At 69.5% G+C, this 24,672-nt stretch carries 23 protein-coding genes; 11 read left to right on the top strand and 12 right to left on the bottom strand.

Annotation, left to right across the window (positions count from 1 at the left end; all coding sequences use genetic code 11):
* The first annotated feature begins 513 nt into the window (after window positions 1-513).
* Window positions 514-1,356: a helix-turn-helix transcriptional regulator gene (locus NQK81_RS31585; RefSeq protein ID WP_257484397.1), complete on the top strand. Its 843-nt coding sequence runs from the start codon at window positions 514-516 to the stop codon at window positions 1,354-1,356.
* A 104-nt stretch (window positions 1,357-1,460) separates the two neighbouring features.
* On the top strand, window positions 1,461-2,972 hold the full coding sequence (locus NQK81_RS31580; protein WP_257484396.1) for an ATP-dependent DNA ligase: 1,512 nt from the start codon (window positions 1,461-1,463) through the stop codon (window positions 2,970-2,972).
* A gap of 68 nt (window positions 2,973-3,040) precedes the next feature.
* On the opposite strand, the gene NQK81_RS31575 is transcribed toward NQK81_RS31580, so the two are convergent.
* The 3 genes from NQK81_RS31575 to NQK81_RS31565 all read right to left on the bottom strand — a co-directional run bounded on the left by NQK81_RS31575 (window position 3,041) and on the right by NQK81_RS31565 (window position 4,745).
* On the bottom strand, window positions 3,041-3,418 hold the full coding sequence (locus NQK81_RS31575; RefSeq protein WP_125791894.1) for a hypothetical protein: 378 nt from the start codon (window positions 3,416-3,418) through the stop codon (window positions 3,041-3,043).
* Window positions 3,415-3,756, bottom strand: a complete 342-nt coding sequence (locus tag NQK81_RS31570; RefSeq protein ID WP_126737522.1) for a hypothetical protein — start codon at window positions 3,754-3,756, stop codon at window positions 3,415-3,417. Before NQK81_RS31570 ends, NQK81_RS31575 begins: the two co-directional genes overlap by 4 nt.
* A gap of 179 nt (window positions 3,757-3,935) precedes the next feature.
* Entirely contained in the window at window positions 3,936-4,745 is an 810-nt protein-coding gene (locus tag NQK81_RS31565; RefSeq protein ID WP_257484395.1) for an NBR1-Ig-like domain-containing protein, read from the bottom strand.
* A gap of 117 nt (window positions 4,746-4,862) precedes the next feature.
* Between NQK81_RS31565 and NQK81_RS31560 the strand changes: the two genes are divergently transcribed.
* Entirely contained in the window at window positions 4,863-5,564 is a 702-nt protein-coding gene (locus NQK81_RS31560; RefSeq protein ID WP_126737498.1) for a Pr6Pr family membrane protein, read from the top strand.
* On the opposite strand, the gene NQK81_RS31555 is transcribed toward NQK81_RS31560, so the two are convergent.
* Together NQK81_RS31555 and NQK81_RS31550 are read right to left on the bottom strand one after the other, a co-directional pair.
* Window positions 5,508-6,737 (bottom strand): NADH:flavin oxidoreductase/NADH oxidase family protein, encoded by a 1,230-nt coding sequence (locus NQK81_RS31555; RefSeq protein ID WP_257484394.1) that lies wholly within the window; start codon window positions 6,735-6,737, stop codon window positions 5,508-5,510. The genes NQK81_RS31560 and NQK81_RS31555 overlap by 57 nt on opposite strands.
* A 74-nt stretch (window positions 6,738-6,811) precedes the next feature.
* Window positions 6,812-7,186 (bottom strand): YybH family protein, encoded by a 375-nt coding sequence (locus tag NQK81_RS31550; RefSeq protein ID WP_257484393.1) that lies wholly within the window; start codon window positions 7,184-7,186, stop codon window positions 6,812-6,814.
* Between NQK81_RS31550 and NQK81_RS31545 the strand changes: the two genes are divergently transcribed.
* Window positions 7,178-7,582 (top strand): winged helix-turn-helix transcriptional regulator, encoded by a 405-nt coding sequence (locus NQK81_RS31545; protein ID WP_257484392.1) that lies wholly within the window; start codon window positions 7,178-7,180, stop codon window positions 7,580-7,582. The two genes, NQK81_RS31550 and NQK81_RS31545, sit on opposite strands and share 9 nt — an antisense overlap.
* Here NQK81_RS31545 and NQK81_RS31540 read toward each other — a convergent pair.
* Entirely contained in the window at window positions 7,568-8,038 is a 471-nt protein-coding gene (locus NQK81_RS31540; RefSeq protein ID WP_257484391.1) for a DUF309 domain-containing protein, read from the bottom strand. The two genes, NQK81_RS31545 and NQK81_RS31540, sit on opposite strands and share 15 nt — an antisense overlap.
* A 35-nt stretch (window positions 8,039-8,073) precedes the next feature.
* Between NQK81_RS31540 and guaB1 the strand changes: the two genes are divergently transcribed.
* Entirely contained in the window at window positions 8,074-9,513 is a 1,440-nt protein-coding gene (gene guaB1 / locus NQK81_RS31535; protein WP_257484390.1) for a GMP reductase, read from the top strand.
* 53 nt (window positions 9,514-9,566) lie between these two features.
* On the opposite strand, the gene phoH2 is transcribed toward guaB1, so the two are convergent.
* Window positions 9,567-10,853, bottom strand: coding sequence for an RNA 5'-3' helicase PhoH2 (gene phoH2, locus NQK81_RS31530; protein ID WP_126737523.1), 1,287 nt, complete (start codon window positions 10,851-10,853; stop codon window positions 9,567-9,569).
* 728 nt (window positions 10,854-11,581) lie between these two features.
* On the opposite strand from phoH2, the gene NQK81_RS31525 reads away from it, so the two are divergent.
* On the top strand, window positions 11,582-11,830 hold the full coding sequence (locus tag NQK81_RS31525) for a hypothetical protein (protein WP_257484389.1): 249 nt from the start codon (window positions 11,582-11,584) through the stop codon (window positions 11,828-11,830).
* Window positions 11,831-11,890: 60 nt separating this feature from the next.
* Here the strand turns inward: NQK81_RS31525 and NQK81_RS31520 are convergent, their stop codons facing one another.
* A complete protein-coding gene (locus NQK81_RS31520) occupies window positions 11,891-12,667 on the bottom strand; it encodes an isoprenyl transferase (RefSeq protein WP_061986121.1) in 777 nt (258 codons plus the stop codon).
* Window positions 12,668-12,798: 131 nt separating this feature from the next.
* Between NQK81_RS31520 and trhA the strand changes: the two genes are divergently transcribed.
* Window positions 12,799-13,440, top strand: a complete 642-nt coding sequence (gene trhA, locus NQK81_RS31515; RefSeq protein ID WP_257489885.1) for a PAQR family membrane homeostasis protein TrhA — start codon at window positions 12,799-12,801, stop codon at window positions 13,438-13,440.
* Window positions 13,441-13,649: 209 nt separating this feature from the next.
* The gene (locus NQK81_RS31510; RefSeq protein WP_126737505.1) at window positions 13,650-14,099 is read left to right on the top strand and encodes a pyridoxamine 5'-phosphate oxidase family protein; all 450 of its coding nucleotides are present in this window, start codon (window positions 13,650-13,652) and stop codon (window positions 14,097-14,099) included.
* Window positions 14,100-14,104: 5 nt separating this feature from the next.
* On the opposite strand, the gene NQK81_RS31505 is transcribed toward NQK81_RS31510, so the two are convergent.
* The 3 genes from NQK81_RS31505 to abmR all read right to left on the bottom strand — a co-directional run bounded on the left by NQK81_RS31505 (window position 14,105) and on the right by abmR (window position 18,041).
* Window positions 14,105-15,991: an acyl-CoA dehydrogenase family protein gene (locus NQK81_RS31505; protein WP_257484388.1), complete on the bottom strand. Its 1,887-nt coding sequence runs from the start codon at window positions 15,989-15,991 to the stop codon at window positions 14,105-14,107.
* A gap of 65 nt (window positions 15,992-16,056) precedes the next feature.
* Entirely contained in the window at window positions 16,057-17,412 is a 1,356-nt protein-coding gene (locus tag NQK81_RS31500; RefSeq protein WP_257484387.1) for a glycoside hydrolase family 28 protein, read from the bottom strand.
* Window positions 17,413-17,480: 68 nt separating this feature from the next.
* Window positions 17,481-18,041 carry an ATP-binding transcription factor AbmR gene (gene abmR / locus NQK81_RS31495; RefSeq protein WP_257489884.1) on the bottom strand — a complete coding sequence of 187 codons (561 nt, stop codon included), beginning with the start codon at window positions 18,039-18,041 and terminating at the stop codon, window positions 17,481-17,483.
* A gap of 182 nt (window positions 18,042-18,223) precedes the next feature.
* Here abmR and NQK81_RS31490 point away from each other — a divergent pair, with 182 nt between their 5' ends.
* Window positions 18,224-18,712 (top strand): hypothetical protein, encoded by a 489-nt coding sequence (locus NQK81_RS31490; protein WP_192743457.1) that lies wholly within the window; start codon window positions 18,224-18,226, stop codon window positions 18,710-18,712.
* Here the strand turns inward: NQK81_RS31490 and NQK81_RS31485 are convergent.
* Entirely contained in the window at window positions 18,693-20,711 is a 2,019-nt protein-coding gene (locus NQK81_RS31485; protein ID WP_257484386.1) for a thioredoxin domain-containing protein, read from the bottom strand. The genes NQK81_RS31490 and NQK81_RS31485 overlap by 20 nt on opposite strands.
* Window positions 20,712-20,774: 63 nt before the next feature.
* Between NQK81_RS31485 and NQK81_RS31480 the strand changes: the two genes are divergently transcribed.
* A complete protein-coding gene (locus NQK81_RS31480) occupies window positions 20,775-22,142 on the top strand; it encodes a 3' terminal RNA ribose 2'-O-methyltransferase Hen1 (protein ID WP_126737510.1) in 1,368 nt (455 codons plus the stop codon).
* On the top strand, window positions 22,139-24,631 hold the full coding sequence (locus NQK81_RS31475) for a polynucleotide kinase-phosphatase (protein WP_257484385.1): 2,493 nt from the start codon (window positions 22,139-22,141) through the stop codon (window positions 24,629-24,631). Before NQK81_RS31480 ends, NQK81_RS31475 begins: the two co-directional genes overlap by 4 nt.
* Window positions 24,632-24,672 lie beyond the last annotated feature (41 nt).

Raw genomic sequence — 24,672 nt, 5'->3', positions numbered from 1 at the left:
CCATAGCGAAGAGCCAAATCGCACTTTAAGGACAGGGCCATAAGTGCCGTGTTCCGCAGCGCGGCAAGCCGCCCTGTGAGGCCTGAAATGCCCCGCCACTGTCCATAAAGGACGCCAAGCTCACCAACCGTGTCCAATCTGGGCGTTCTCGCGCGAGGGTCGTGAGTGGCAATGATCGTTCTAACCCTCTTTGCCACTCACGACCCAGCGAGAACCGGACATAATGCCGCCAACCGGACGTGCGATCGACGGGCGTTGTCCCTTGTGGACACTGTGCGCCGGGGAGGGTCGCCGTCTCATCGCGAAGTCGGCGCCACGTTCGCTTCACCCCTCACAACGACCCCGCCCCCGCTCAGCCGCCGCGGCCTCGTCGCGAAAGCCACTTTCGGGACATCAGACGTCGCGAAAGTGGCTTTCGCGACACGCCTCGGCCACCGCCGGCCGGGCCTCGCGGCCAGCCTGGGTCTGTCAGGACCAGGCACGCACCGCCGGCGATCCGGGATACTCGGGACCATGACCGAGACGGCCGAACTGGGCGACTTCCTCAAGGCACGCAGGGCCGCGCTGGACCCGGCGGACCTCGGCCTGCCGACGGGGTTCAACCAGCGGCGGGTCGCCGGGCTGCGCCGCGAGGAGCTGGCACAGCTGGCCGGGATCAGCGTCGACTACTACACGCGGCTGGAGCAGGGCCGGGCGCGCAACGTGTCCGACTCCGTCCTCGACTCGCTGAGCCGCGCGCTGCGGCTGCATCGCGACGAGGAGGCCTACCTGCGCAATCTCGCCGCCCCGAAACGCAGGCGCGTCGCACGGCCGAAGGCGCAGCGGATCCGCCCCGAACTCCAGCTGATGCTGAACGCCATCCAGTCCCCGGCGCTCGTCCTCGGCCGGTACGGAGACGTACTCGCCTGGAATTCCCTGGGCGGCTCGCTCTCCTTCGACTTCGCCGCGCGACCGGCGGGTGAGCGCAACGTCCCGAAGATGTTCTTCCTCGACGAGGAGGCTCGCGGGCTGCACCCGGAGTGGGAAACGGTCGCGAAGGAGATCGTGGCGAACCTGCGCTCCGAGAGCGGGCGGTATCCGGACGACCCGTACCTCGCCCAGCTGGTCGGCGAGCTCTCCCTCGGCAGCGAGGAGTTCCGGAAGCTGTGGGCGAAGCACACCGTGCGCGAGAAGGCGCACGCGTGGAAGGTGATGGTCAACCCGATCGTGGGTGAACTCCGGCTGCGCTACGAGACGCTGCGGTTGCCCGCCGATCCGGACCAGGCCCTGGTGATCTACACCGCCGAGCCCGGCTCCGACAGCGAACGCGCGCTCCGCCTGCTCGCCAGCTGGGTCGCCGATCCCGCGCACGCCTGAGCCCGAGTCCGTGAAGGCCTCCTTCCCTACCTTGAGGGTAGGAAGGGAGGCCCTCACTACGTGCTCGGCGCGAAACTGTCGGTGCCCGGGTCCATGATGGATCCATGTTGCTCACCGAGGTGGTGACCGCGTCGGCCGAGCTGGCCGCCACGAGGTCCAGGAAGGCGAAGATCGCCACCCTGGCCGCGGTCCTGCGCGCCGCGGGCGAGCTGGAGCTGCCCGCGGTCATCGCGTTCCTCACCGGCCAGCCGACGCAGGGCCGTATCGGCGCCGGCTGGCGGACGCTGGCCGAGCTGAAGACGGCCCCCGCCGCCGAGCCGTCGTTGACCGTGGCCGAGGTCGACACGGCACTCGGCACGGTGGGGGCGGCGTCGGGTTCGGGTTCGGTGAAGCTGCGCGCGGAGACGTTGCGGGCGTTGTTCGGCAAGATGACCAAGGACGAGCAGGACTTCCTGATCCGGCTGCTCACCGGCGAGCTGCGGCAGGGCGCGCTCGAAGGGATCATGGTGGACGCCATCGCGGCGGCGGCCGGGATCCCGGCCGAGGACGTCCGGCGGGCGTTCATGCTGTCCGGGCAGCTCCCGGTGACGGGCCTGGCCGCGATGACCGGCGGCCAGGAGCGGCTGGCGGAATTCAAACTGGCCTTGGGCAGGCCGATCCGGCCGATGCTGGCCTCCCCGGCGGAGTCGCTGGACGAGGCGATCACCGAGCACGCCGACGCGCTCGTCGAGTACAAAATGGACGGTGCGCGGATCCAGGTCCACCGCGAAGGCGACGAGGTGCACGTCTACACGCGGACGCTGCGGGAGATCACCGGCAGCGTCGGCGAGCTGGTGGATCTGGTGCGCTCCCTGCCCTGCACGTCGGTGGTGCTCGACGGCGAGACACTGGCGCTGACCGACGAGGGCAGGCCGAGGCCGTTCCAGGAGACGATGAGCCGGTTCGGCAGCACCCGAGATGAACAGGTCAAGGCGCTGTTGCTGCGGCCGTACTTCTTCGACTGCCTGCACCTCGACGGCGTCGACCTGCTGGACGCCCCGCTGTCCGAGCGCAACGTCGCCCTGCGGAAGGTCGCGGGTGAGCACGTCATCCCGGGCGAGATCGCGCCCGCCTCGGCCGAGGCGGTGCTGGAAGCGGCGATGGCCGCCGGGCACGAAGGCGTGATGGTCAAGGACCTCGCGTCGCCGTACGCGGCGGGCAGGCGCGGGCGCGCGTGGCTCAAGGTGAAACCGGTGCACACGATCGACCTGGTCGTCCTCGCCGCGGAATGGGGTCACGGCAGGCGCACCGGCACCCTGTCGAATCTGCATCTCGGCGCCCGCGACCCCGACGGCGGGCCGCCGATCATGGTCGGCAAGACGTTCAAGGGGATGACCGACGAGCTGCTGGCCTGGCAGACGAAGACGTTCCAGGAGATCGAGACCCACCGCACGGATTGGGTGGTCCACGTGCGGCCGGAGCTCGTCGTCGAGATCGAACTCGACGGGGCCCAGGTGAGCACGCGGTATCCGGGCGGGCTGGCGCTGCGCTTCGCGCGGGTCGTGCGGTACCGGCCGGACAAGGAGGCCGCCGACGCCGACACCATCGACACCGTCCGCGGCCTCCTCAAGCCCTGAATCCCGCATTCAGTCCTCTGGATGCGGTCCTTGCGCGTGCGACTACCGCATCCAGAGGACGAAACGCATCAGTAGCAGCGGTCCGAAGAGATCCGGTACGTGTAGTTGTTCGACAGGTTGGACGTCACCTCGAACCGGATCTTGTGATACACCGGCGGCTCCCCGAGCACGCCGTGCTTGACCGTGCGCTCCTTGCCCGGCGCGATCGCCCCGCTCCAGAGGCCCTTGTCGAAGACGTCGTCGATGATCTGGACGAGCATTCCCCGGTAGTCGTGGTTGTGCACGGTGATGTCGATGCTCTGCCCCGCGCTCACCTCGACGACCTTCGTCTTCCCGCCCATCAGCGGTCCGCCCTCACAGACCTTCGACGCCGCCGAAGCGGACGGTGCCATCAGCAGGGTGCCTGCCAGCGCGACCGGGACGACGGCGAACAGCTTCTTCTTCATCGGTTCCCCACAACGGTCTTGACGACATTGGACTGGACGGCCAGATCGAGGCCGATCTTCATGTTTCCCCCGCAATAGGCCTTCTGGCCGTTCTTGAAATGGACCGTCAGATCCCCGGCGCATTCGAACACCTTGACGTCCCAGGTGCGCGTGCCCGGTTTGAGGCAGATCGCGTCCTTCCCGGCCCGGCGCATCCAGCCGTGGTAGCCGGATTCGCAGGTAATGATCGGATCACTGCCCGAAACGGGCGCCGGAGCCGCCTGTGCGGCGGTGGCCGGCAGGAGCGCCACGGTGAGCGCGGCCCCGGCCAATGCGGCGACCTTGACGTACGGACGCATGGATTCCCTTTCCGCAAATAATGTGAGAGTGTTTCGGAAAATCCCATCCGGAATTCCCGGACGCCGAAGACGTTAAAGGCCATCAGAGCGACGCCGGAAGCGATTCACGGCCGCGAAATGGCCATGGCCGAGGAATCACTGTCCACGCAGGTCAGCGCTTTGGCCATCGGCCCGGATGGTCAAATGACGCGGACCGAGAAGAACACCGCACGGGTGTTCGGCAGCAGGATCCGCCCCTGTTCGTCGGCCATCTTCCAGTACACCTGGCAATGCCCGGGCGCGTCAGGCGCACGCACCTCGACGGAGACGCGCACCCGCTCGCCGGGCGCAGTCTGCGGCACGGGCACGCGATCGGGCGTGCCGCACTCGCCGGGATTCCCGAACGATCCGGCACGGACCAGATAACGGCCGATCCATCCGACCGTTCCCGCGTTGCGGAATTCCCACGTCTTCACGAAGGTCGAGCCCGCCGCGACCTCGCTGCCGTCCGGCACGGTCACATCGGCGACGAATTCCGACGCGTCGCCGGCCGGGGCGGCGGGCTCGGCACCGAACGGCGCGGCGAAGACGAACACCAGCGCCGCGACCAGGACGATCGCCACGGCTCCGGCGAGGAGGAACGCCGTCCGGCGCGGCTTCACGGCGACCGGTCCCGGTCCGGCGGTCACCGCGTCCCGCGCGCGTTCCCATTCACCGCGCCATTCGTGGCGGACCTCGTCCTCGTCACCGCCGAGCACCCCGGCGGCCAGCACGCGGACGAACTCCCAGGTCGTCTCCCAGCTGGGCAGCCGCTCACCGCGGGCGGCGGCCGAAAGCGCGGATTTCGACGCGAGCGCGCCGTACTCGTCGCGCATGCGGTCGTAGGAAGGGTCACCGGCGGCCCGTTTCAGCTCCCACAGCCGCCGCGCGAACTCGGCGACGGGTCCGCTGTCCTCCGCCGGACCCCGCGCGACCCGTCCGCGGCGTCCGGGCGTCCGCTCGACGTCCATCGTTTCCCACGATATGACCCGATGGGCGGGAAGACCCGGCGGCATCCCGCCCCCGATCGAGTGGCGGCGCACGGTGGTGACGGGACGTCCTCACCCGATCACCCATAAAGTGGGCGAATGCAGGCTTCCAAGATCGCGCGCGCCTGGTTCGGCCTGACCGCGCTGGTGGTGATCGCCGGGCTCGCCGCGCAGATCCCGGTCTCCGCGGGCACGACCGGCGGCGTCTTCCACACCCCGGCCGGGCGGGTGGCCAACCTGCTGGCCTTCTTCACCATCGACTCGAACATCCTGGTCGGCGCCGGCAGCCTGCTGCTCGCGCTCGGTGTCGCGGGCCGGTCGACGCTGTTCGGCGTGCTGCGGCTCACCGGTCTCGTCGGCATCACCGTGACGGGCGTCGTCTTCCAGGTCGCGCTCGCCGATCTCTACGAACTGCACGGCTGGGCGGTGTTCGCCGACACGATGCTGCACAAGGTGTCGCCGTTGATGTGCGTCGCGGGCTGGCTGCTGTTCGGGCCGCGCGGCCAGCTGTCGTGGCGGGTCCTGTGGTGGTCGCTGCTGTATCCGCTGGTCTGGCTCGCGGTCACGCTGGTGCGCGGCGCGATCATCGGGTTCTACCCGTACCCGTTCGTCGATCCGGGCATCAACAGCTACGGCGGTGTCGCGTTCAACTGCGTGCTGATCGGGGTGCTGTTCATCGGTCTCGCGGCGGCCGCGGTCGGCTTCGACCGCACCTTCAGCCGCCGCGATGACACCGACGACTACTTAGCCCCGGACCCGCCGGAAAGCGTTGAGCGGATCCGCGACGCCGGCACGTACTAGCGTCCGTACCGCGCCGAGCCGCGGGTCCACCGGTTTCCCGGCGGCCACCCGGTGCATCTGCTGGGTGTGCCACTGGATCTCGAGCAGGCTGTCGGCCAGCCGGAGGCCGGTCTTCGGCGCCGTGCGCCGCGCGCGGACGTCCTTGCCGTCCAGGAGCCGCCCGGGCAGTGCCGGGTCGACGATCAGCGGCCTGCCGAGGCCGATGACGTCCAGCGCGCCGGAGCTCAGCGCCTCCGCCATTCCTCGCGCACTGGTGAAGCCGCCGGTGACCATCAGCGCGACGTCGGAGACCTTCCGCGCCTTCGCGGCGTAGTCGAGGAAATAAGCCTCACGGCTGAGAGTGCTCGCCTTGGCCGACCCCATCATGGCGGCCTTCTCGTAGGTGCCGCCGGAGACTTCCAGCAGGTCGATCCCCGCTTCACCCAGTTCTCGGACGACTTCGAGCGATTCCTCCTCGCTGAAGCCGCCGCGCTGGAAGTCCGCGCTGTTGAGTTTGACCGCGATCGGCACCGAGTCGCCGACCTCCGCGCGCACGCGGGCGACCACTTCCAGCAGGAACCGGCGCCGGCGGAGCGCGTCACCGCCCCAGCCGTCGGTACGCCGGTTGGTCAGCGGCGACAGGAACTGCGAGACGAGATAACCGTGCGCCCCGTGGATCTGGACCCCGGCGAACCCGGCGTCGACGACGGTCCGCGCGGCCACGCCGAACCGTTCGATGATCGCTTCGATCTCGCCGGCGGTCAGCGCCCGCGGCGTCGCGAACACCGAGCGGATGCCGCGATCGCCGAAGGGCACCGCCGACGGCGCGACCGGCTGACGGGACAGGAAACGCGGGCTCTGCCTGCCGGGATGGTTGAGCTGGACCCACACCCGGCTCTCGGTCCCGTCCGCCGACCGCGCCCACGGCTCGAACGCGGTCGCGTCCGGCTCCCGGGGCACCGCGACGTTGCGTGGTTCGCCCAGCGCGGTCGGATCGACCATGACGTTGCCGGTGATGAGCGTCCCGGCGCCGCCTCGCGACCACGTCCGGTACAACTCGGCCAGCTCGGCGGTCGGCCGGTTGCGGCGATCGCCGAGCTGCTCGCTGAGCGCGGCCTTGGCCAGCCGGTTCGGCAGGATCGCGCCGCACCGCAGTTTCAGCGGTTCGGCCAGCAGTTCCTTGGGCTCGCTCATCCGCGCCTCCTCCCACCGTTACCTACTGGACAGTATCCCTACTCGAAGTAACATACTCGCGGTATGTCGAGTACTCAAGGTGCGCCGACACCGAAGGGGTTGTCGATCACGTAGCGCCAAAGCCCGTCCTCACCACGCCTCGCGACGTCGGTGGCCGTCGCGGCGAGGTGGCCCTCGATGACCCAGTCGACGATCAGTAACGCCAGGTCACCGGCCACGTGCACCTGACGCGGAGTGACCTTGATGGGCTGCCCGAGCGCGAGGATCCCGCCGTTCGCGGCCCGGCGTTCCGCGCCGCTCACCCGCACGCCGTCCCGGCGGACGAACACGGCGTCGGGCTCGTAGACCGTGTCGAGGATTTCGGCGGATCCGGTGTTGAAGGCGGCTTGGAAGACGAAGGGATGTTCGGCGGCGTCGGCGGTCAGCGGCACACTGGACGAATGCGTCATGCGGACAGCGAAACCGACCGCGAAGCAGGTCACCAAACGGAAACCTTCGACCGCGAACTCGTCCCCGACGCGCGCGGCCGCACGCGGCGGCCGGAGCCGGACTGTCCCGTCGAGGTCGCGCTCGCCGCGATCTCGGGCCGCTGGACGACACTGGTCCTTCGGGAGCTGATGGGCGGTCCTCGATCCTTCAGCGACCTACGCGCGGCATTACCCGCCCTGTCCGCGAAGGTGCTGACAGAACGCCTCGGTGACCTGACCGCGCGACGCCTCGCCGTCCGCGAGGAGCTGCCGGGCTTCCCGAGCCGGACCAGCTATCGACTCACCCCGGCCGGCCTGGAACTGCGGCCGCTGCTGATCGAGCTGTACCGCTCGGGTTCGGCGCTACTGGCCGAGTAAGCGCGGCGCGACCGGCTCCACCCGCACGCGCGCCTTCGCCTCTTCGGCCATCTTCCGCGCCCAGGCCTGCAAGCCCGGGATGTCGATCCCATGCGGCCGGGCTTCGCGGAACGGCTCGATGTTCTCGGCGCCGCGCTCCAGCAGCGACGCCGCTCCGTTCCCGTTCCCCCTGGCCGCGTGGGTCAGGCCCACGGCGAGCTGCGCGAGCCCGCGCCACAGCTCCCGCTCCGGGCCGTCGGTGGATTTCCACGCGTCCTCGAACACCTCGTGCGCGTGGAACGGACGGCCCGCGTCGAGCAGGCGCTGCGCCTCGGAAACGGTGTCCTCGGGGCTGCGTTCGATGCCCTCGGGCTGCCGTTCGACACCGTCGGCGCCGTACGGGAGCGGCCTGCCGAGACCGTCCCGCGGGCGCGCGTTACGGGCTCGTCCGGCTTCGTCACGGTCCCGGTCGGTCATGCCGTCATTGTCCCACGCGGGTATCCTGGGCTCTCGTGCGCTTTCTCGACGGGCACCGGCCCGCTCACGACCTGACCTACGACGACGTGTTCCTCCTGCCGAACCGGTCGGACGTGGAGTCCCGTTTCGACGTCGACCTGTCCACTGTGGACGGTACCGGCGCGACGATCCCGATCGTGGTGGCCAACATGACCGCCGTCGCGGGCCGCCGGATGGCCGAAACGGTCGCCCGGCGCGGTGGGCTCGTCGTCCTCCCCCAGGATGTCGACGTGGCCGCGGTCGCCGACATCGTCACCTGGGTCAAGAGCCGTCACACCGTCTGGGACACCCCGCTCGTGCTGACCGGCGGAGACGCGGTGGCCGACGCGCTGAACCTGGTCGGCAAACGTGCCCACGGCGCCGTCGTCGTCGTGGACGAGGACGGCAAGCCCGTCGGCGTCGTCGACGAAGCGGCTTGCGCCGGCGTAGACCGCTTCGCGCGCCTCGCCGACGTCGCGGAGCCCGCGGTCGTCACGGTTCCGCTGGACACGCCGCCGCGCGAGGTGTTCGAGCGCCTGCACGACCACGGCGGCCGTCTCGCGCTCGGCATCGACGAAAACGGCAGGCTCGCCGGCGTCCTGACCGAGATCGCGGCGCTGCGCGCGGAGATCTACACCCCGGCCGTCGACGACGGCGGCCACCTGCGCGTCGCCGCGGCGATCGGCGTGAACGGCGACGTCGCGGCGAAGGCCGAGGCCGTCCTCGCGGCGGGCGTCGACGTGCTGGTCGTCGACACCGCGCACGGCCACCAGGAGAAGATGATCTCCGCGCTGAAGGCCGTCCGGTCGGTGAACCCGCGGGTCCCGGTCGTCGCCGGGAACGTGGTCACCGCCGAGGGCACGCGCGACCTGATCCACGCGGGCGCGGACGTCGTCAAGGTCGGCGTCGGCCCCGGCGCCATGTGCACGACCCGGATGATGACCGGCGTCGGGCGTCCGCAGTTCTCCGCCGTCGCCGAATGCGCGGCCGCGGCGCGTGAGCTGGGCAAACACGTGTGGGCGGACGGCGGCGTGCGGCATCCGCGCGACGTCGCGCTCGCGCTGGCCGCGGGCGCGTCGGCGGCGATGGTCGGCTCCTGGTTCGCCGGCACCCACGAATCCCCCGGCGACCTGCGCTACGACGAGCAGGGCAAGCCGTACAAGGAGTCGTTCGGCATGGCGTCGAAGCGCGCCGTCGGCGCCCGCACGCGCACGGACAACGTCTTCGAGCGCGCCAAGAAGGGCCTGTTCGAAGAGGGCATCTCCGCGTCGCGGATGGCGCTGGACCCGGCTCGCCCCGGCGTCGAAGACCTGCTCGACTCCATCGGCTCCGGCGTCCGCTCCGCCTGCACGTACGCGGGCGCGCGCACGCTGGAGGAGTTCCACGAGCGCGCGCTGCTCGGCATCCAGTCCGCCGCCGGTTTCGCGGAAGGACGTCCGCTGCCGTCCGGCTGGTGAACCTCAGGGGAGTCCACTCGGGACTGTCCCAAGTGGACTCCCCTGGCTCCGGGTTATCCGTGATCCTCCAGCATTTCCGTGACGAGCGCCGCGATCGGCGAACGCTCGGAGCGGGTCAGCGTGACATGCGCGAACAGCGGGTGACCCTTGAGTTTCTCGATCACCGCCGAAACGCCGTCGTGCCGCCCGACCCGCAGGTTGTCGCGCTGCGCGACGTCATGCGTGAGCACGACCCGCGAAGCCGTGCCGAGCCGTGAGAGCACGGTCAGGAGCACGTTGCGCTCCAGGGACTGCGCCTCGTCGACGATGACGAACGTGTCGTGCAGCGAGCGGCCGCGGATATGGGTCAGCGGGAGCACCTCGAGCATGCCACGGTCGAAGACCTCGTCGAGGACGTCCTGGCTGACCAGCCCGCCGAGGGTGTCGAACACCGCCTGCGCCCACGGCTGCATCTTCTCGCTCTCGGAACCGGGCAGGTAACCCAGATCCTGGCCGCCGACCGCGTACACCGGCCGGAACACGACGACCTTGCGGTGCTGGCGGCGTTCCATCACCGACTCCAGCCCCGCGCAGAGCGCGAGCGCCGACTTGCCCGTGCCCGCTCGTCCGCCCAGCGAGACGATGCCGACGTCGGAGTCCAGCAGGAGATCCAGCGCCACCCGCTGCTCGGCCGACCGGCCGTGCAGCCCGAACGCCTCCTTGTCACCCCGGACGAGCCGGATCCGCTTGTCCGCGGTGACCCGCCCCAGTGCGCTCGAACTGCCCGCGAGCAGCCGCAAACCGGTGTGACAGGGCAGTTCCCCGACCTCCGGCATCCCGAATTCCGCCGGATCCACGGAAGACCCGCTGAACAGCGCGTCGACCAGGGTCTGCGGGACGTCCACGTCCGCCATACCCGTCCAGCCCGAGGGCGTCACCTCCTGCGCGCGGTACTCGTCGGCTTCGAGGCCGACGGCGCCCGCCTTGACGCGCAGGGGGATGTCCTTGGTCACCAGCGTGACCGACGCGCGTTCCGCCGCCAGGTTGAGCGCGCAGGCGAGGATGCGGTGGTCGTTGGAGTCGGTGCGGAAGCCGACCGGGAGCACCGTGGGGTCGGAGTGGTTCAACTCCACCTGCAGGGTGCCGCCGTGCTCACCGATCGGGATCGGCGCGTCGAGCCTGCCGTGCTGACGACGCAGGTCGTCGAGCATGCGGAGCGCTTCGCGCGCGAACCACCCCAGTTCGGGATGGTGACGTTTCGCCTCCAGTTCACTGATGACGACCAGCGGGAGCACGACCGCGTGTTCGGCGAAACGAGTCACCGACCAGGGGTCAGAGAGCAGGACCGACGTGTCGAGCACGTAAGTGGACCGCTGGGATTCGGGCGAGATCGAGGCTTTCTCCGGGCCAGAGGCACCGGTCGAAGAACGGCCAGAGGCCTTGCGGGGTGAACGCTGCGCAGTCACGACGGCATCTCCCTCGTGGGCGTGGCACCACGCCCGCACTCGCTGGGCCGGGCACCTCCCTGGCTGACCGTTCCTTCCGACGTCTTGCGACGTCAGTCGGCACGGCCGCGAGGGCCGGGTGCCGGCCCCCTCGTGCATCCACTGGGCGGCTGTGCCGCCCTGTCGACAACCGCCACGACCAGGGCCTCCCGCGAGAGTCCGCATGGGACGCGAACCCTCACTTCCGGAAGGTACCTGCGTCCGGCCGATCGCGCAGGCAGCCACCACGGTGATTCGCCAAACCGTCATCTCACTGTCGGTCGCATGACATCAACGCCTGGTCACCATCACGGTGTGTAGTGATGATCTCCATTCAGGGACGCTCGACGACGTGACCCGGATCGATTAACGCGACGCAGGGCGTTCACCTGATGAGGCGGCGGGTTCTACCACGCATCGTCGCAGGACGCATTTTGTGCCCGAGACAGAGAACCGGACCGAGTGAAACGCGCCTTTTCCGGCTCACACAATGGGCTTACGAGACGGTCACAAATCCTGAATAGCGAGTAATTTTCTCACTGCGGGACACCCCCACCGGATTCGGTGCCCCCGATCCCTGAACATCATCTACTTAGGAGTGCGAAGTGCTGAAGAAGGCTGGTTTCGTTTCCGCCGTCGCCGCGGGCATCATGATGGTCGGCGGGACCGCGTTCGCCGCCACCGGTGAGACCTCGGGCACCCCGGACCCCACGTTCGGCGACGCCTACAACACGTTCATCGAGGGCGGCGGGGCGCTGGGCTACGGTGCCGCTTCCCTGGTCGCCGGTGCCTACACGGGTGTTGTCCTGACCCCCGCGCTGCTGGCCCACTCGCTGGAGCACCACCACCACTGATCCCGGTGTGAGACGTCGAAGGCCCCGGAGTGCACGCCGGGGCCTTCGTCATGTCCGGGGTCAGGAACCGAAGCGCCGGTGCCGCCACGCGTAATCGCGCATCGCCCGCAGGAAATCGACTCGGCGGAACGCGGGCCAATAAGCTTCGGTGAACCAGAATTCCGAATGCGCCGATTGCCAGAGCAGAAATCCGGAAAGCCGCTGCTCACCCGAGGTGCGGATAATCAGATCCGGATCCGGCTGGCCCGAGGTGTACATGTGTTCGGATATGTGGTCGACGTCCAATATCTTCGCGAGCTCGCGGATCGAGGTGCCTTCGTCGGCGTGCTGGAGCAGGAGTTTGCGGACCGCGTCGGCGATCTCCTGACGCCCTCCGTAACCGACCGCGACGTTGACCTCCATCCCGGTGCGCCCCTCGGTGCGCTCCGCGGCCGCGCTGAGGGCCTTCGCGACCTCCGGGGGCAGCAGGTCGAGCGCTCCCACGATGCGGAGCCGCCAGGGCGTGTGCGGCGCGGCGAGCTCGTCGGTGACGTCGGTGATGATCTTCAGCAGCGGGCTCAGTTCCTCCGCCGCGCGGCCGAGGTTGTCCGTCGAAAGCAGCCACATGGTGACGACCTCGACGTCGGCCTCGTTGCACCAGCTAAGGAAGTCGGCGATCTTCTTGGCGCCCGCGCGGTGCCCGTCGGCGACGTCGGTGAAGCCCGCTTCGCGCGCCCAGCGGCGGTTGCCGTCCAGCATGATGGCGATATGGCGTGGATGGCGCCCCTTGGCCTGCTGGATCAGGCGCCTGCCGTAGGCGCTGTACACGACGTCTGACAAGAAGGACCGAAGACTCACGCCAGTGGAGACTAGTCACCTCGCGAGCCTCAGTGGGACGCGCCACGGACACTGGCGAAAAACCTACGGTGCCGTAACCTGGGTGAGTGAGCGTAGTGACCGAACCCCAGCCGTCCGGCCCCACGCCCGTGGTGGACACGCGTCCTCGGTTGCGTGGGCACATCCACTTCTGGTCCTTCTTCGGCGCTGTCGCCGGAGCGGCGACCCTCATCAGCCTCGCGGCGTCCACAGTGTCCGGTATTGCCGCTTTGTCCACTTCGGTCTACGGCTTGACCGTCCTCGGCGTCTTCGGCGTCAGCGCGCTGTACCACCGTCGCTTGTGGAGCCCACGAGCATACGAATGGATGAAGCGCGCCGACCATTCGATGATCTTCCTGTTCATCGCCGGCACCTACACGCCGTTCACCCTTCTGGCCATGTCCCAGCCGACCGGGTACATCGTGCTCGCGATCGTGTGGAGCGGCGCGATCGGCGGCGTCACCCTGAAGATGCTGTGGCCGAACGCGCCACGCTGGCTCGGGGTGCCGATCTACATCGCGCTGGGCTGGGTCGCCGTCTTCGTCCTGCCGGAGCTGGCCACGCACGCCGGCGTCGCGGCGCTCGTCCTGCTCTGCGTCGGTGGCCTGTTCTACACGCTGGGCGCGGTGTTCTACGCGGTGAAGTGGCCGAACCACTTCCCGGACACCTTCGGGTACCACGAGTACTTCCACGCCTGCACGGTTCTCGCCGCGGTCTCGCACTACATCGCGATCTGGCTGGCGATGTACGCGTAACTCGCGTGATCAGGCGCGTAACTCACGTGTTTGGACACGTAACTCACGTGTGGCGCGCCTGATCACGCGAGTTACGTCTCCAATCACGCGAGTTACGCCTCTGATCACGAGTGCGGCACCGGCGTGACCAGGTCGGACACACGCGTGTTCCCTCTGGCACAAGAAAGTGCCTTCTTCCGGCGCCTCGACCGGAGCGCCATGATCGCTCCATGGCCAAGAACGCACCGCCCCGCCGCCTCGACGACGCGGCCCTCAGCGACTTCCTCGCACAGCACACCTTCGGCGCCCTCGCGACCCTCAAGCGCGACGGCCGCCCGCATCTCTCCACCGTCGTCTACACCTGGGATCCCGAGAGCCGCGAGGTCCGGGTGAGCACGACCGAAGACCGGCTCAAGGTCAAGCAGATCCGCAACAACCCGACCGCATCGCTCTACGTCTCCAGCGCCGACCACTGGAAATTCGCCGTCGTGGAAGGGAAAGCCGAACTTTCCGAAGTCACGCGGACACCGGGCGACGCGGCGGGCCTCGAGTATCTCGCCGCACAGCGGCAGAAGCCCGAAGACGAGGCCGAGTTCCTGGAGACCATCGCCGCGGAGCGAAGGCTCTACATCACCCTCAAAGCCGACAGACTCTATGGAACGGCCCTCGACATCGCTTGACGCGGTCAGTCCCGCAGCATCGGAGCCGCCAGGTACTGCTCGGGGATGGCGAAGGCGTCCACGAGGGTCCGCGCGTGCGGGCGCAGGTCGGCGCACAACGCGTTGACCGCGGCGGTGACGGCCTTCGAACGCCCCGAGGTCAGGCGCCCGTGTTCGAGGAACCAGCCCCGGTCCGCCTCGATGTTCGCGAGCGCGTAGAGGTCGCAGACCCGCTCCAGCAGCTCGCGGGCTTCGCCGTCGGCGCAGCGCTCGATGGCGTCGATGAACGCTTCGAGCACGATGCGGTCGACGTGCACACGTCCGGCGCGCAGCACGTGGTCCTGCGCGTCGTTAAAGACGCCGAAGGGGTCCGAGGCCGCCTTACGCAGACGCTGCGCGACACCGCCGAGTACGTGCTCTTCGCGGTCTTCGAACAGCTTCAGGTGCCATTCGCGCGAGTAGAGGACATCGCCGTCGTCGGCCTCGGTGAGCCGCTCGACGACCTTGCGCGCGGACGTCCGTTCGATCACGGCCTCGACGAACTGCTCCGCCACGAACCGTGCGGTCGCGAGCGGGCTGAGGTCCTCGAAATGATCCTTGTAGCTGGTCAGCAGGCCCTTCGCGACCAGTTGCAGCAGCACGGTGTTGTCACCCTCGAAGGTGGTGAAGACGTCCGTGTCGGCTTTCAGCCCGGCGAGCAGGTTCTCCGAGAGATAGCCGGAGCCGCCGCACGCCTCGCGGGCGGCCTGGATGGTCGCGGTCGCATGCCAGGTCGAGACGGCCTTGATGCCCGCGGCGCGTGATTCCAGCTCGCGCTGCTCCTCTTCCGGCGCGTCCTCGGCGATGTCGTTCAGCTTCGAGACGAGCGCTTCCTGCGCGAAGTGCAGCGCGTACGACGTCGCCAGCGCGGGCAGCAGTTTCCGCTGGTGGGCGCGGTAGTCGAGGATCACGACCTCCTCGCCGTCGGGCCGCGCGAACTGCCGCCGCTGCTCGCCGTACCGGACGGCCAGGGCGAGCGCGCGTTTCGTCGCGCTGCCGGCGCTGCCCGCGACACTGACCCGGCCCCGGATGAGCGTGCCGAGCATCGTGAAGAACCGGCGGCCGTCGCTCTCGATCGGGCTCGTGTACGTGCCGTCCTCGGCGACGTCACCGAACCGGTTGAGCAGTGCCTCCCGCGGAACCCTCACCTGAGTGAAAGTGAGCCGCCCGTTGTCGACGCCGTTGAGGCCCGCCTTGCGGCCGCAGTCCTCGATCTCGACGCCGCTCGCGCCGTCGCCGCGGATCGGCACCAGGAACGCGTGCACGCCGCGCGACTCACCACCGGTGATCAGCTGCGCGAACACCACCGCGAGTTCGCCGTCGCGGGCGGCGTTGCCGATGTACTCCTTCATCGCGCCCCGGTCCGGCGTGTGCACGACGAACTCGCGCGTCGCCGGGTCGTAGGTCGCGGTGGTGCGGAGGTGCTGGACGTCCGAGCCGTGGCCGTGCTCGGTCATCGCGAAACAGCCCAGCAGCTCCAGATCCTTGATCTTGCGCAGATAGCGCTCGTGGTGGCGTTCCGTGCCGAGCAACTGCACCGCGCCACCGAACAGGCCCCATTGGACGCCGGCCTTGACCATGAGCGAGAGATCGCCGAAGCCCAGCATCTCGAACGACATCACCGAGCCGCCGACGTCGCCGCCACCGCCGTACGCCGGGTCGAAGCCGAGCCCCGGACGGTCGGTGCGGGCGAGCAGCCGCAGCCATTCGAGCACCTGGGCACGGTGCGCTTCGACGTCGAGGTCGACGGGATCCTTGAAATCCTCCGCCGCCATCTGCGCGCGCACCGCGCGGCGGAGTTCGGCCCACCGTCCATCGAGGACGGTGGTCAGCGCGTCCGGGTCGATCTTCGCGGGAAGTCCTGGTGTGTCCACGATTCCTCCGATGCGGTGCGGTCTGCGTTCAGCCTGCCGCACCGCATCGGGGGGCGCAGCCCGAATCAGACCGGCCGCCCGTTGATCGTCGTGTTCTCGAACCGCAGGTCATCGACGTGTTTCAGGACGTTTGCCGTGTTCGCGACGCCGTCGAAGCGGCAATCGCTCACCCGTAGCCCCCGAACGTGTGAGTTGGGCAACCCTCGGACGTTGAACGCCGCCTGCCCGCAGCTCGTGCTCGCGGAGTCGCTGATGGTGAACGGCCCGAACCGCGGGACGTGCGCGCCGGTCTGTCCGTTGTAATCCGGCAGGACGTACGCGACCGAGCGGGCGAACGTGCCGGAGACACCGTGGAGGTTGACGTTCTCGGTGAACCCGCCGCGCAGGGTGTTCGACTTGACGTACAGCCCGTATTTCGTTTCGCCGGTGACGGTGAGGTCGTACGCGTAGACGTCGCGGATGCCGCCGGTCTGCTCGCTGCCGCAGGTGATCGCGCCCCAGTTGCCGTCCATCACGCAGTTCGCGACGACGATGTTCCGGCACGGCACGCCGACGCGGCGCCCGTCGTCGTCCCGGCCCGCTTTGAGCGCGACGTTGTCGTCGTGCGCCCCGAGGTGGGAGTTCACGATCACCACGTGGTCGCAGGACTCCGGATCGCAGGCGTCGGTGTTGGAGCGCGCGGTGCTCGCGTCCGTGCGGACGCCGTCGATCGTGACGTTCCGGCAAAGCGTGGGATGCAGCTGCCAGAACATCGGGTTCTTCAGCGTGACGCCCTCGATGAGCACGGTGTCGCACGAGTACGGCTCGACGAACGTGGACCGCATCGCGTGCCCGGAGCCGGGAACGATCCGCTTCTCCGGCGGGACGCCGGCCGCCACCAGCGATTCCAGGTACTCACGGTCCTTGCCCTTGTTCCAGGACGCCGTGCCCGCCGCGTCGAGCGTGCCCTTCCCGGTCACCGCGATGTTGGATTCCTTGTACGCGTAGATCATCGGCGACCGGTTGACGCACTCGATGCCCTCGTAGCGGGTGAGCACGTTCGGGAACTTCGAGACGTCGGAACCGAAGGCGAGCACGGCGCCCGCCGCGAGGTGCAGGTCCACGTTGCTCTTGAGATACACGGCGCCGGTGACGAAGGTGCCTTCCGGCACGACGACGTGCCCGCCGCCGCGCGCGTTGGCCGTCTCGATCGCCTTCTTGATCGCGGCGGTGTTGTCGGTCTTGCCGTCACCCTTGGCACCGAACCCGAGGATCGGGAACGTCCGGTCCGGGAAGACCGGCCGTTTCGTCCGCGCGACGATGCCGTTGGCCGCGGGCCAGGGGAGAGCGGGGGCCGCCGAGGCGGTGGGCGCGAGCAGCGGGCTCGCGGCCACCACGAGACCGCCCTTGATCAGCCAACGCCGGGAGATTCTGCCGTCCATGACGCCTTCTTTCGCAAGAGGACTTCGGTGAAGACGGCGGAATCCCGACTCTAAGGCGGACCCCGGGCTCAGGAAAGGTCCGGTCCCTGTGAGCGGAGATCGTCGACCTTCGTCATCGCCTCCCGCAGCTCGGCGAGCCAGGCGTCCGCGTGCTCCCCGACCAGCCGGACCGCCCAGGCGAGCGCCTCCGACCGCGACCGCGCGACGCCCGCGTCGACGAGAGTGTCGAGGACCAGGCGTTCGGGTTGCCGCAGCCTGGTCATCACCGGCGCCGAATGCGTGGTGAACAGATGCCTTGTGCCACCGAGGCTCGCGCCCCAGGCGACCTTGCGCTGATACCGGTGCTCCGCCTGGCGCGCGATCTCGATCCGCTCGTCGCGGGTCTCCTCGCGGAACCGGCTGATCCGGCCGTCTTCGGCCGCCGCACGGGCGGCGTCGTCGGCGTACTCACCGGTGAGCGGCGGGAGCTCGCCGACGACGACTATCTCCTCGCGATCCACCGTGACCTCGGGATCTCCCGTGAACCAGCCCTCCGGGAGCCGTCCGCCGAACCACGCGGCCGCGTCGTCCGCCGGCGGGATGTCCGCCTGCTGCCAGCCGCCCCGGCCCTTCCAGCCTCCGCGTCCCATCTGCCTCGCCGCCCTGAAGTAGGTGTGCATGCTCGCCTCCGCGATTACATGATTACAACGCTACCGACGCTACGCCTGCAATAACCGCTTATCACGCTTGTTCTCCCCCGGCGAAACCCAGGGCAACCTGATGACCTGCGCGGACGTGTTCCCACCAGCAGTCGACGAGGAAGGGGAACCTCATGCTGAAGAAGGCCATGATCGGCGCTCTCGTGCTCGGAGCGGCCCAGCTGGCGGTGGTCGCGCCGGCGACGGCGGAAGCCAAGGACGTGTCCTGGTTCTTGAGTCCGACCGAAGTCGAACCCGGCGGGCAGATCTACGCCGAGACGAAGGCCGCGATGGGCGGCTGCGGACCGGCGACCCCGGTGACGTCGCCGGGGTTCGCGGCGCCGCTCCAGTGGACGATCGGCGGCAACTGGGGGAAGTCCGCCGGCTACGGCAAGGCAGGCAAGACGCCGGGCAAGTACACGGCGACGTTCACCTGCTTGGACGGCACGAAGACCTCCCGCGCCTTCACCATCATCGGAACGCCGCCGACATCCACGAAACCGCCGAAGCCGACGAAGACCACCACGACCAAACCGAAGCCGAAGGCGCCGCAGGTCGCGGTGAAGCCGGTCGGAGCTCCGCAGACCGGCGGTGGTCACGCCCCTATGGCGTGGGACTGGTGAGCTGAGCGCGCAGTTCCTCCGCGCTGGTGACGGGCCAATCGCACACGTACCCACGGCACACGTACGCCGCGGCGGCACCGTCGACCAGCGGCCGATCGGCCAGCAGCGGCACTCCGTCCGCGTCCGGCATGCCGCTGACGACGACGGCGCCGTCCGGCAGCGACCTGAGGGCGGCGGCCAGCAGCTCCGCGCGCGAAGCGGCGTCCGGGCCGACGACCGCAACCTGCACCGGACCGGCGGCGGCCGCCTCGGCGACGGTGAGCCAGTGCCCGGCGAACCGCGGCGCGTGGGCGGCGAGCCGTCCCGCCCGCGCCAGGGCCTGCTCGGCCGCCTCGCGATAGCGGCCGACCCGGTCGTGCCCGGCCAGCACGGACGCCGTCAGCAACGCGTTCGCCAGCGCCGAAGCCCCCGAAGGGCTCGCGTTGTCGGTCGGGTCGGAAGGCCGCTGCACCAGGACTTCCGCGTCGTCGGCGGTGTCGTAGTAGGCCCCCGTCGCTTCCGGGATGCCGAAGTGGGCCAAGGCGAGGTCCAGCAAGGTGAGCGCGTCGGCGAGCCAGCGCGGTTCGCCGGTCGCCTGGTGGAGTTCGAGCAGACCCTCGGCGAGGCACGCGTAGTCCTCCAGCACCCCGGCCGTCGTGCCGACGACGCCGCCGCGTGAAGTCCGGCGCAACCGTCCGCCGACGAAATGGGTGTCCATCAGGAAAGCCGCCGCGCGGGCCGCCGCTTCGATCCACTGTGGACGGTCGAGTCGCGCGCCCGCTTTGGCGAGCGCGCCGATGGCGAGCCCGTTCCACGCGGCGATGACCTTGTCGTCACGGGCGGGCTGCGGACGTTCGTTTCGCGCCGTCAGCAGCGCACGACGGACGCGCTCATAACGCGTTTCGTCCTCTGGATGCGGCTCACGCAGCCGCAGGGTCGACGCGCCGTGCTCGAAGTTCCCCCGTTCGGTCACCTGGAACAGCCCGGCCGCCCAGGCGCCGTCCTCCTCGCCGAGCACTTCGGCCAGCTGCGCGGGAGTCCAAACGTAGGTCAGCCCCTCGACGCCCTCGGTGTCCGCGTCGAGCGACGCGGCGAAACCGCCTTCGGCCGTGCCGAGGTCGCGGAGCAGGAACTCCGCGGTCTCCTCGACCGTCCGCCGCGCGTACTCGTAACCGGTCACACCGTGGAACTGCGCGTAGAACCGCAACAGCAAACCGTTGTCGTACAACATCTTCTCGAAGTGCGGCACTTCCCAGCGCGCGTCGACCGAGTAGCGCGCGAAGCCACCCGCGAGCTGATCGTTCAGGCCGCCCAGCGCCATGGCCTCGGCCGTGTGCTCGACCAGGTCGAGGCCGGAGCCGGTGCGCTCGTGATGGCGCAGCAGGAAGTTCAACGCCATCGTGGGCGGGAACTTCGGCGCTCCCCCGAAGCCGCCGTTGCCGGTGTCGTACTCCTTGCGCAGCGTGGCGACCGCGGACTCCAGCGCGGCACCGTCCACAACGGACTCCGGCAGCGGTCCGCTCTTCTCGGTGAGGTGGGCGATGATCTGCCGCGCACCGGAGCGCAACTCGTCCGGCCGCTCACCCCAGGCTTCGGCGACGGCGACGAGCAGCTGGGAGAACGACGGCATCCCCGGCCGCGGTGACGGCGGATAGTAAGTACCGCAATGGAACGGTTCACCGTCCGGGGTCAGGAAACACGTCATCGGCCAGCCGCCCTGACCCGTCATCGCCTGGGTGGCCGCCATGTACACCGAGTCGATGTCCGGGCGCTCCTCGCGGTCCACCTTGATGTTGACGAAATTCGCGTTCATCAGCGTGGCGGTGGCCTCGTCCTCGAAGGACTCGTGCGCCATGACGTGACACCAGTGGCAGGCCGCGTAGCCGACCGAAAGGAGGATCGGCACGTTCCGCCGTTTCGCCTCGGCCAGCGCTTCCTCACCCCACGGCCACCAGTCCACCGGGTTGTCGGCGTGCTGCAGCAGGTACGGACTGGTCGCGGCCTTCAGGCGGTTCGACATGTCACCAGGGTCGCACGCGGAAAAGCGGGCGCGCAGAACGGCCGTCTGCGCGACACTCCTCCGGTGCTCCTGACCATGACGACCACCCGGAACCCCGCCACCGACCTCGGCTTTCTCCTGCACAAACATCCGGAGAAGGCGCAGTCCTTCGCGCTCTCGGCCGGGACGGCGCACGTCTTCTATCCCGAGGCGTCCGGCGAGCGCTGCGCCGTCGCGCTGCTGGTCGAGCTCGACCCGGTCGAGCTCGTGCGCGGCGGTGGCACGTCGCTGACCCAGTACGTCAACGACCGGCCGTACGCGGGCGGCTCGTATCTGGCGGTGGCGCTGCGGGCGGTCTTCACCACGGCGCTCGCGGGCCGGTGCGCGAACCGGCCGGAGCTGGTCGACGAGCGGTTCCCGTTGGAGATCCGCGTCCCGTCGCTGACCGCGCGCGGTGGCGCGGAGGTGGTCCACAAGCTGTTCGAGCCGCTCGGCTGGCACGTCGAAGCGAAGGCGATCCCGCTCGACCCCGAGTTCCCGCAGTGGGGTGATTCCCGCTACGTCGATCTCCGGCTGACCGGGACCCAGCGGGTCGTCGACGCGTTGCGGCACCTGTACGTCCTGCTGCCCGCCCTCGACGGCGACAAGCACTACTGGATCGGCCAGGACGAGGCCGACAAATTGCTGCGCGCCGGCGAGGGCTGGCTCGCGGAGCATCCGGAACGGGACCTGATCACCAACCGGTATCTCGAACGACGCCGCCCGATCGTCTCGTACGCGCTCGCCCGGCTTGCCGAGGCGGACGACGTGCCCGCCGAGGCCGAAGCGCGTGTCACCGAGCTGCCGGACCGGCCCGAACCGCTGGCCGTCCAGCGTCAGGGCAGTGTGCTCGCGGCGCTCCGGGCGGCGGGCGCGCGGCGCGTGCTCGACCTCGGCTGTGGCGGTGGCGCGCTGCTGCGCGTGCTCGAGAAGGAGCCGTCGTTCACCGAGATCGTCGGCGTCGACGTGTCCGCGAGCGCGCTCGACATCGCCGAGAAGCGACTCAAGGACAAGTCGCGGATCACCCTGAAGCAGTCCGCGCTGACCTACGCGGATCCGTCGCTGGCCGGTTACGACGCGGCCGTGCTGATGGAGGTGATCGAGCACGTCGACGAGGAGCGCCTGCCCGCGCTGGAGCACGCCGTCTTCGGTGTCGCCGCGCCGCGGACCGTGCTCGTCACGACGCCGAACGCCGAGTACAACCGGCACTTCGAGTTCCTCGAAGAAGGCCGGTTCCGGCACGCGGACCACCGTTTCGAGTGGACCCGCGAGCAGTTCCGCTCGTGGGCCGACGGCGTCGCGGCACGACAGGGCTACGACGTCCGGCACCTGCCGGTGGGACCGGAGTCCCAGGAATCAGGACCGCCGACCCAAATGGCGGTCTTCACGTCTCGGAAGGAGGCCGTGGCATGAAACTGACCATTCCCGACATGTCCCTCGTCGTGCTCGTCGGGGCCTCCGGCTCCGGCAAGTCGACCTTCGCGCGGACGCATTTCGCGCCGACCCAAGTACTGTCCAGCGACTACTTCCGCGGCCTGGTGGCCGACGACGAGAACGACCAGAGCGCGTCGGCCGCGGCTTTCGACGTGCTCCACTATGTCGCGGCGAAGCGGCTCGAAGCGGGCCGGATCACGGTGATCGACGCGACGAACGTGCAGCGCGCGTCGCGGGCGAGCCTGTTGAAGCTCGCGAAGGAGTACGACGTCCTTCCGACGGCGATCGTGCTCGATCTGCCCGTGAAGGTCTGCCACGAACGCAACGAGGCCAGGCCCGACCGCGACTTCGGCGAACACGTCGTCCGGCGTCAGCGCGGCGAGCTGCACCGCTCGCTGAAGTCGTTGGAGCGCGAGGGTTTCCGCCGTGTACATGTGCTGCGGAGTGAGGCCGAGGTCGCCGAAGCGGAGATCGTCGTCGAGCCGCTGCGCAACGACCGCCGCGAGCTGACCGGGCCGTTCGACGTGATCGGCGACGTCCACGGCTGCCGCGAGGAACTGGACGAACTGCTCACCGAACTGGGTTACGTCGACGGTGTGCACCCGGAGGGCCGGACCGCGGTGTTCGTCGGCGACCTCGTCGACCGCGGCCCCGACACACCGGGCGTGCTGCGCCGGGTGATGGCGATGGCCGAGGCGGGCAACGCGCTGGTCGTCTGCGGGAACCACGAGCAGAAACTGGTCCGCGCGCTGAACGGGCGCAAGGTCAAGGTGGCGCACGGCCTCGCGGAGTCGCTGGAACAGCTTTCCGCGCAGGACGAGGACTTCCGCGCGAAGGCGCACGCCTTCTGCGAAGGACTCATCGCGCACTACGTCCTCGACGGCGGCAAGCTCGTCGTGGCGCACGCCGGCCTGCCCGAGAAGTTCCACGGGCGCGCGTCCGGCCGGGTGCGCAGCACCGCGCTGTACGGCGACACCACCGGCGAGACCGACGAATACGGCCTGCCGGTGCGGCTGCCGTGGGCACGCGACTACCGCGGCAAGGCGATGGTCCTTTACGGACACACGCCGACACTGGAACCGGAGTGGATCAACGGGACCATGTGTCTCGACACGGGCTGTGTCTTCGGCGGCAAGCTGACCGCGTTGCGTTACCCGGAGCGGGAAGTCGTCTCCGTGAAGGCGAAGAAGGTCTGGTACGAGCCGTCACGCCCGCTCGAACCGGCGCGGCCGCTGGGCGGGCGCGAGCCGGCGGTGCTGGAGCTGGGCGACGTCACCGGGAAGCGGATCGTCGAGACGCGGCATCACGGCCGGGTCGGTGTCTCCGCCGAACAGTCGGCGGCGGCGCTCGAGGTGATGAGCCGCTTCGCCGTCGATCCGCGCTGGCTGCCGTACCTGCCGCCGACGATGGCGCCGTGTTCGACGTCCGAGGCGGACGGCTACCTCGAACACCCCGAGGAGGCTTTCGCCGAGTTCCGCGCCGCGGGTGTCGACCACGTCCTGTGCGAAGAGAAGCACATGGGCTCGCGCGCCGTCGTGCTCGTGTGCCGTGACGACGACGTCGCTCCCGCCCGGTTCGGGATCCAGGGGCCGGGCGCGGTGTACACCCGCACCGGACGGCCGTTCTTCACGCCGGAGCAGAACGCACGGCTGATCGCCGGGGTGCGGGAAGCGGCGTCGGATCTGTTCGGGGAACTGGACACCGGCTGGCTGCTGCTGGACACGGAGTTGCTGCCGTGGAGCGCGAAGGCGGGGTCGCTGATCTCCGGGCAGTACGCGGCCGTCGGCGCGGCGGCCCAAGCCGTTCTGCCCGCCGCCGCCGGCGCGCTGGACGCGGCCGCGGCTCGCGGGGTCGACGTGTCGGAGCTCTTGGCCCGCACCCGGACTCGTGAGTCCACTGTGGACGCGTACCGGCAGGCGTACCGGCGTTACTGCTGGCCGACCGACGGCCTCGACGGTGTCCGGCTGGCGCCGTTCCAGATCCTGGCGTCGGAGGGACACGCGTACCACGACCGGCCGCACGAGTGGCATCTCTCGCTGCTGGACCGGCTCACCGGTGACCTGTTCACACGCACGCGGACGCTGGCCGTCGACACGACGGATCCCGCGTCGGTGGCGCGCGGCGTCGGCTGGTGGCTGGAGCTGACCGGCGCGGGCGGCGAGGGCATGGTCGTCAAACCGGCGGCGAACCTGACGCGCGGCGCGCGCGGGCTGGTACAGCCGGGGGTGAAGGTGCGCGGGCGCGAGTACCTGCGGATCATCTACGGGCCGGACTACACGCTGCCGGAGAACCTCTCGCGCCTTCGCAAGCGGGGTCTCAACCGGAAGCGGGCGCTGGCGCTGCGCGAATACGCGCTGGGGCTGGAGGCGCTGGAGCGGCTGGCGCGCGGGGAGCCGCTGTGGCGGGTGCACGAGTGCGTGTTCGCCGTGCTGGCGCTGGAGTCGGATCCGGTCGACCCGCGCCTCTGACGCGCTTCGGCTCGTGAGTGGCAAAGACGGTTCTAACCGTC

It is taken from the genome of Amycolatopsis roodepoortensis, assembly GCF_024628825.1.
GTDB lineage: Bacteria > Actinomycetota > Actinomycetes > Mycobacteriales > Pseudonocardiaceae > Amycolatopsis > Amycolatopsis roodepoortensis.
Note: the sequence above shows the minus strand (reverse complement) of the source record. Positions and strands in the feature narration are given on the sequence as shown.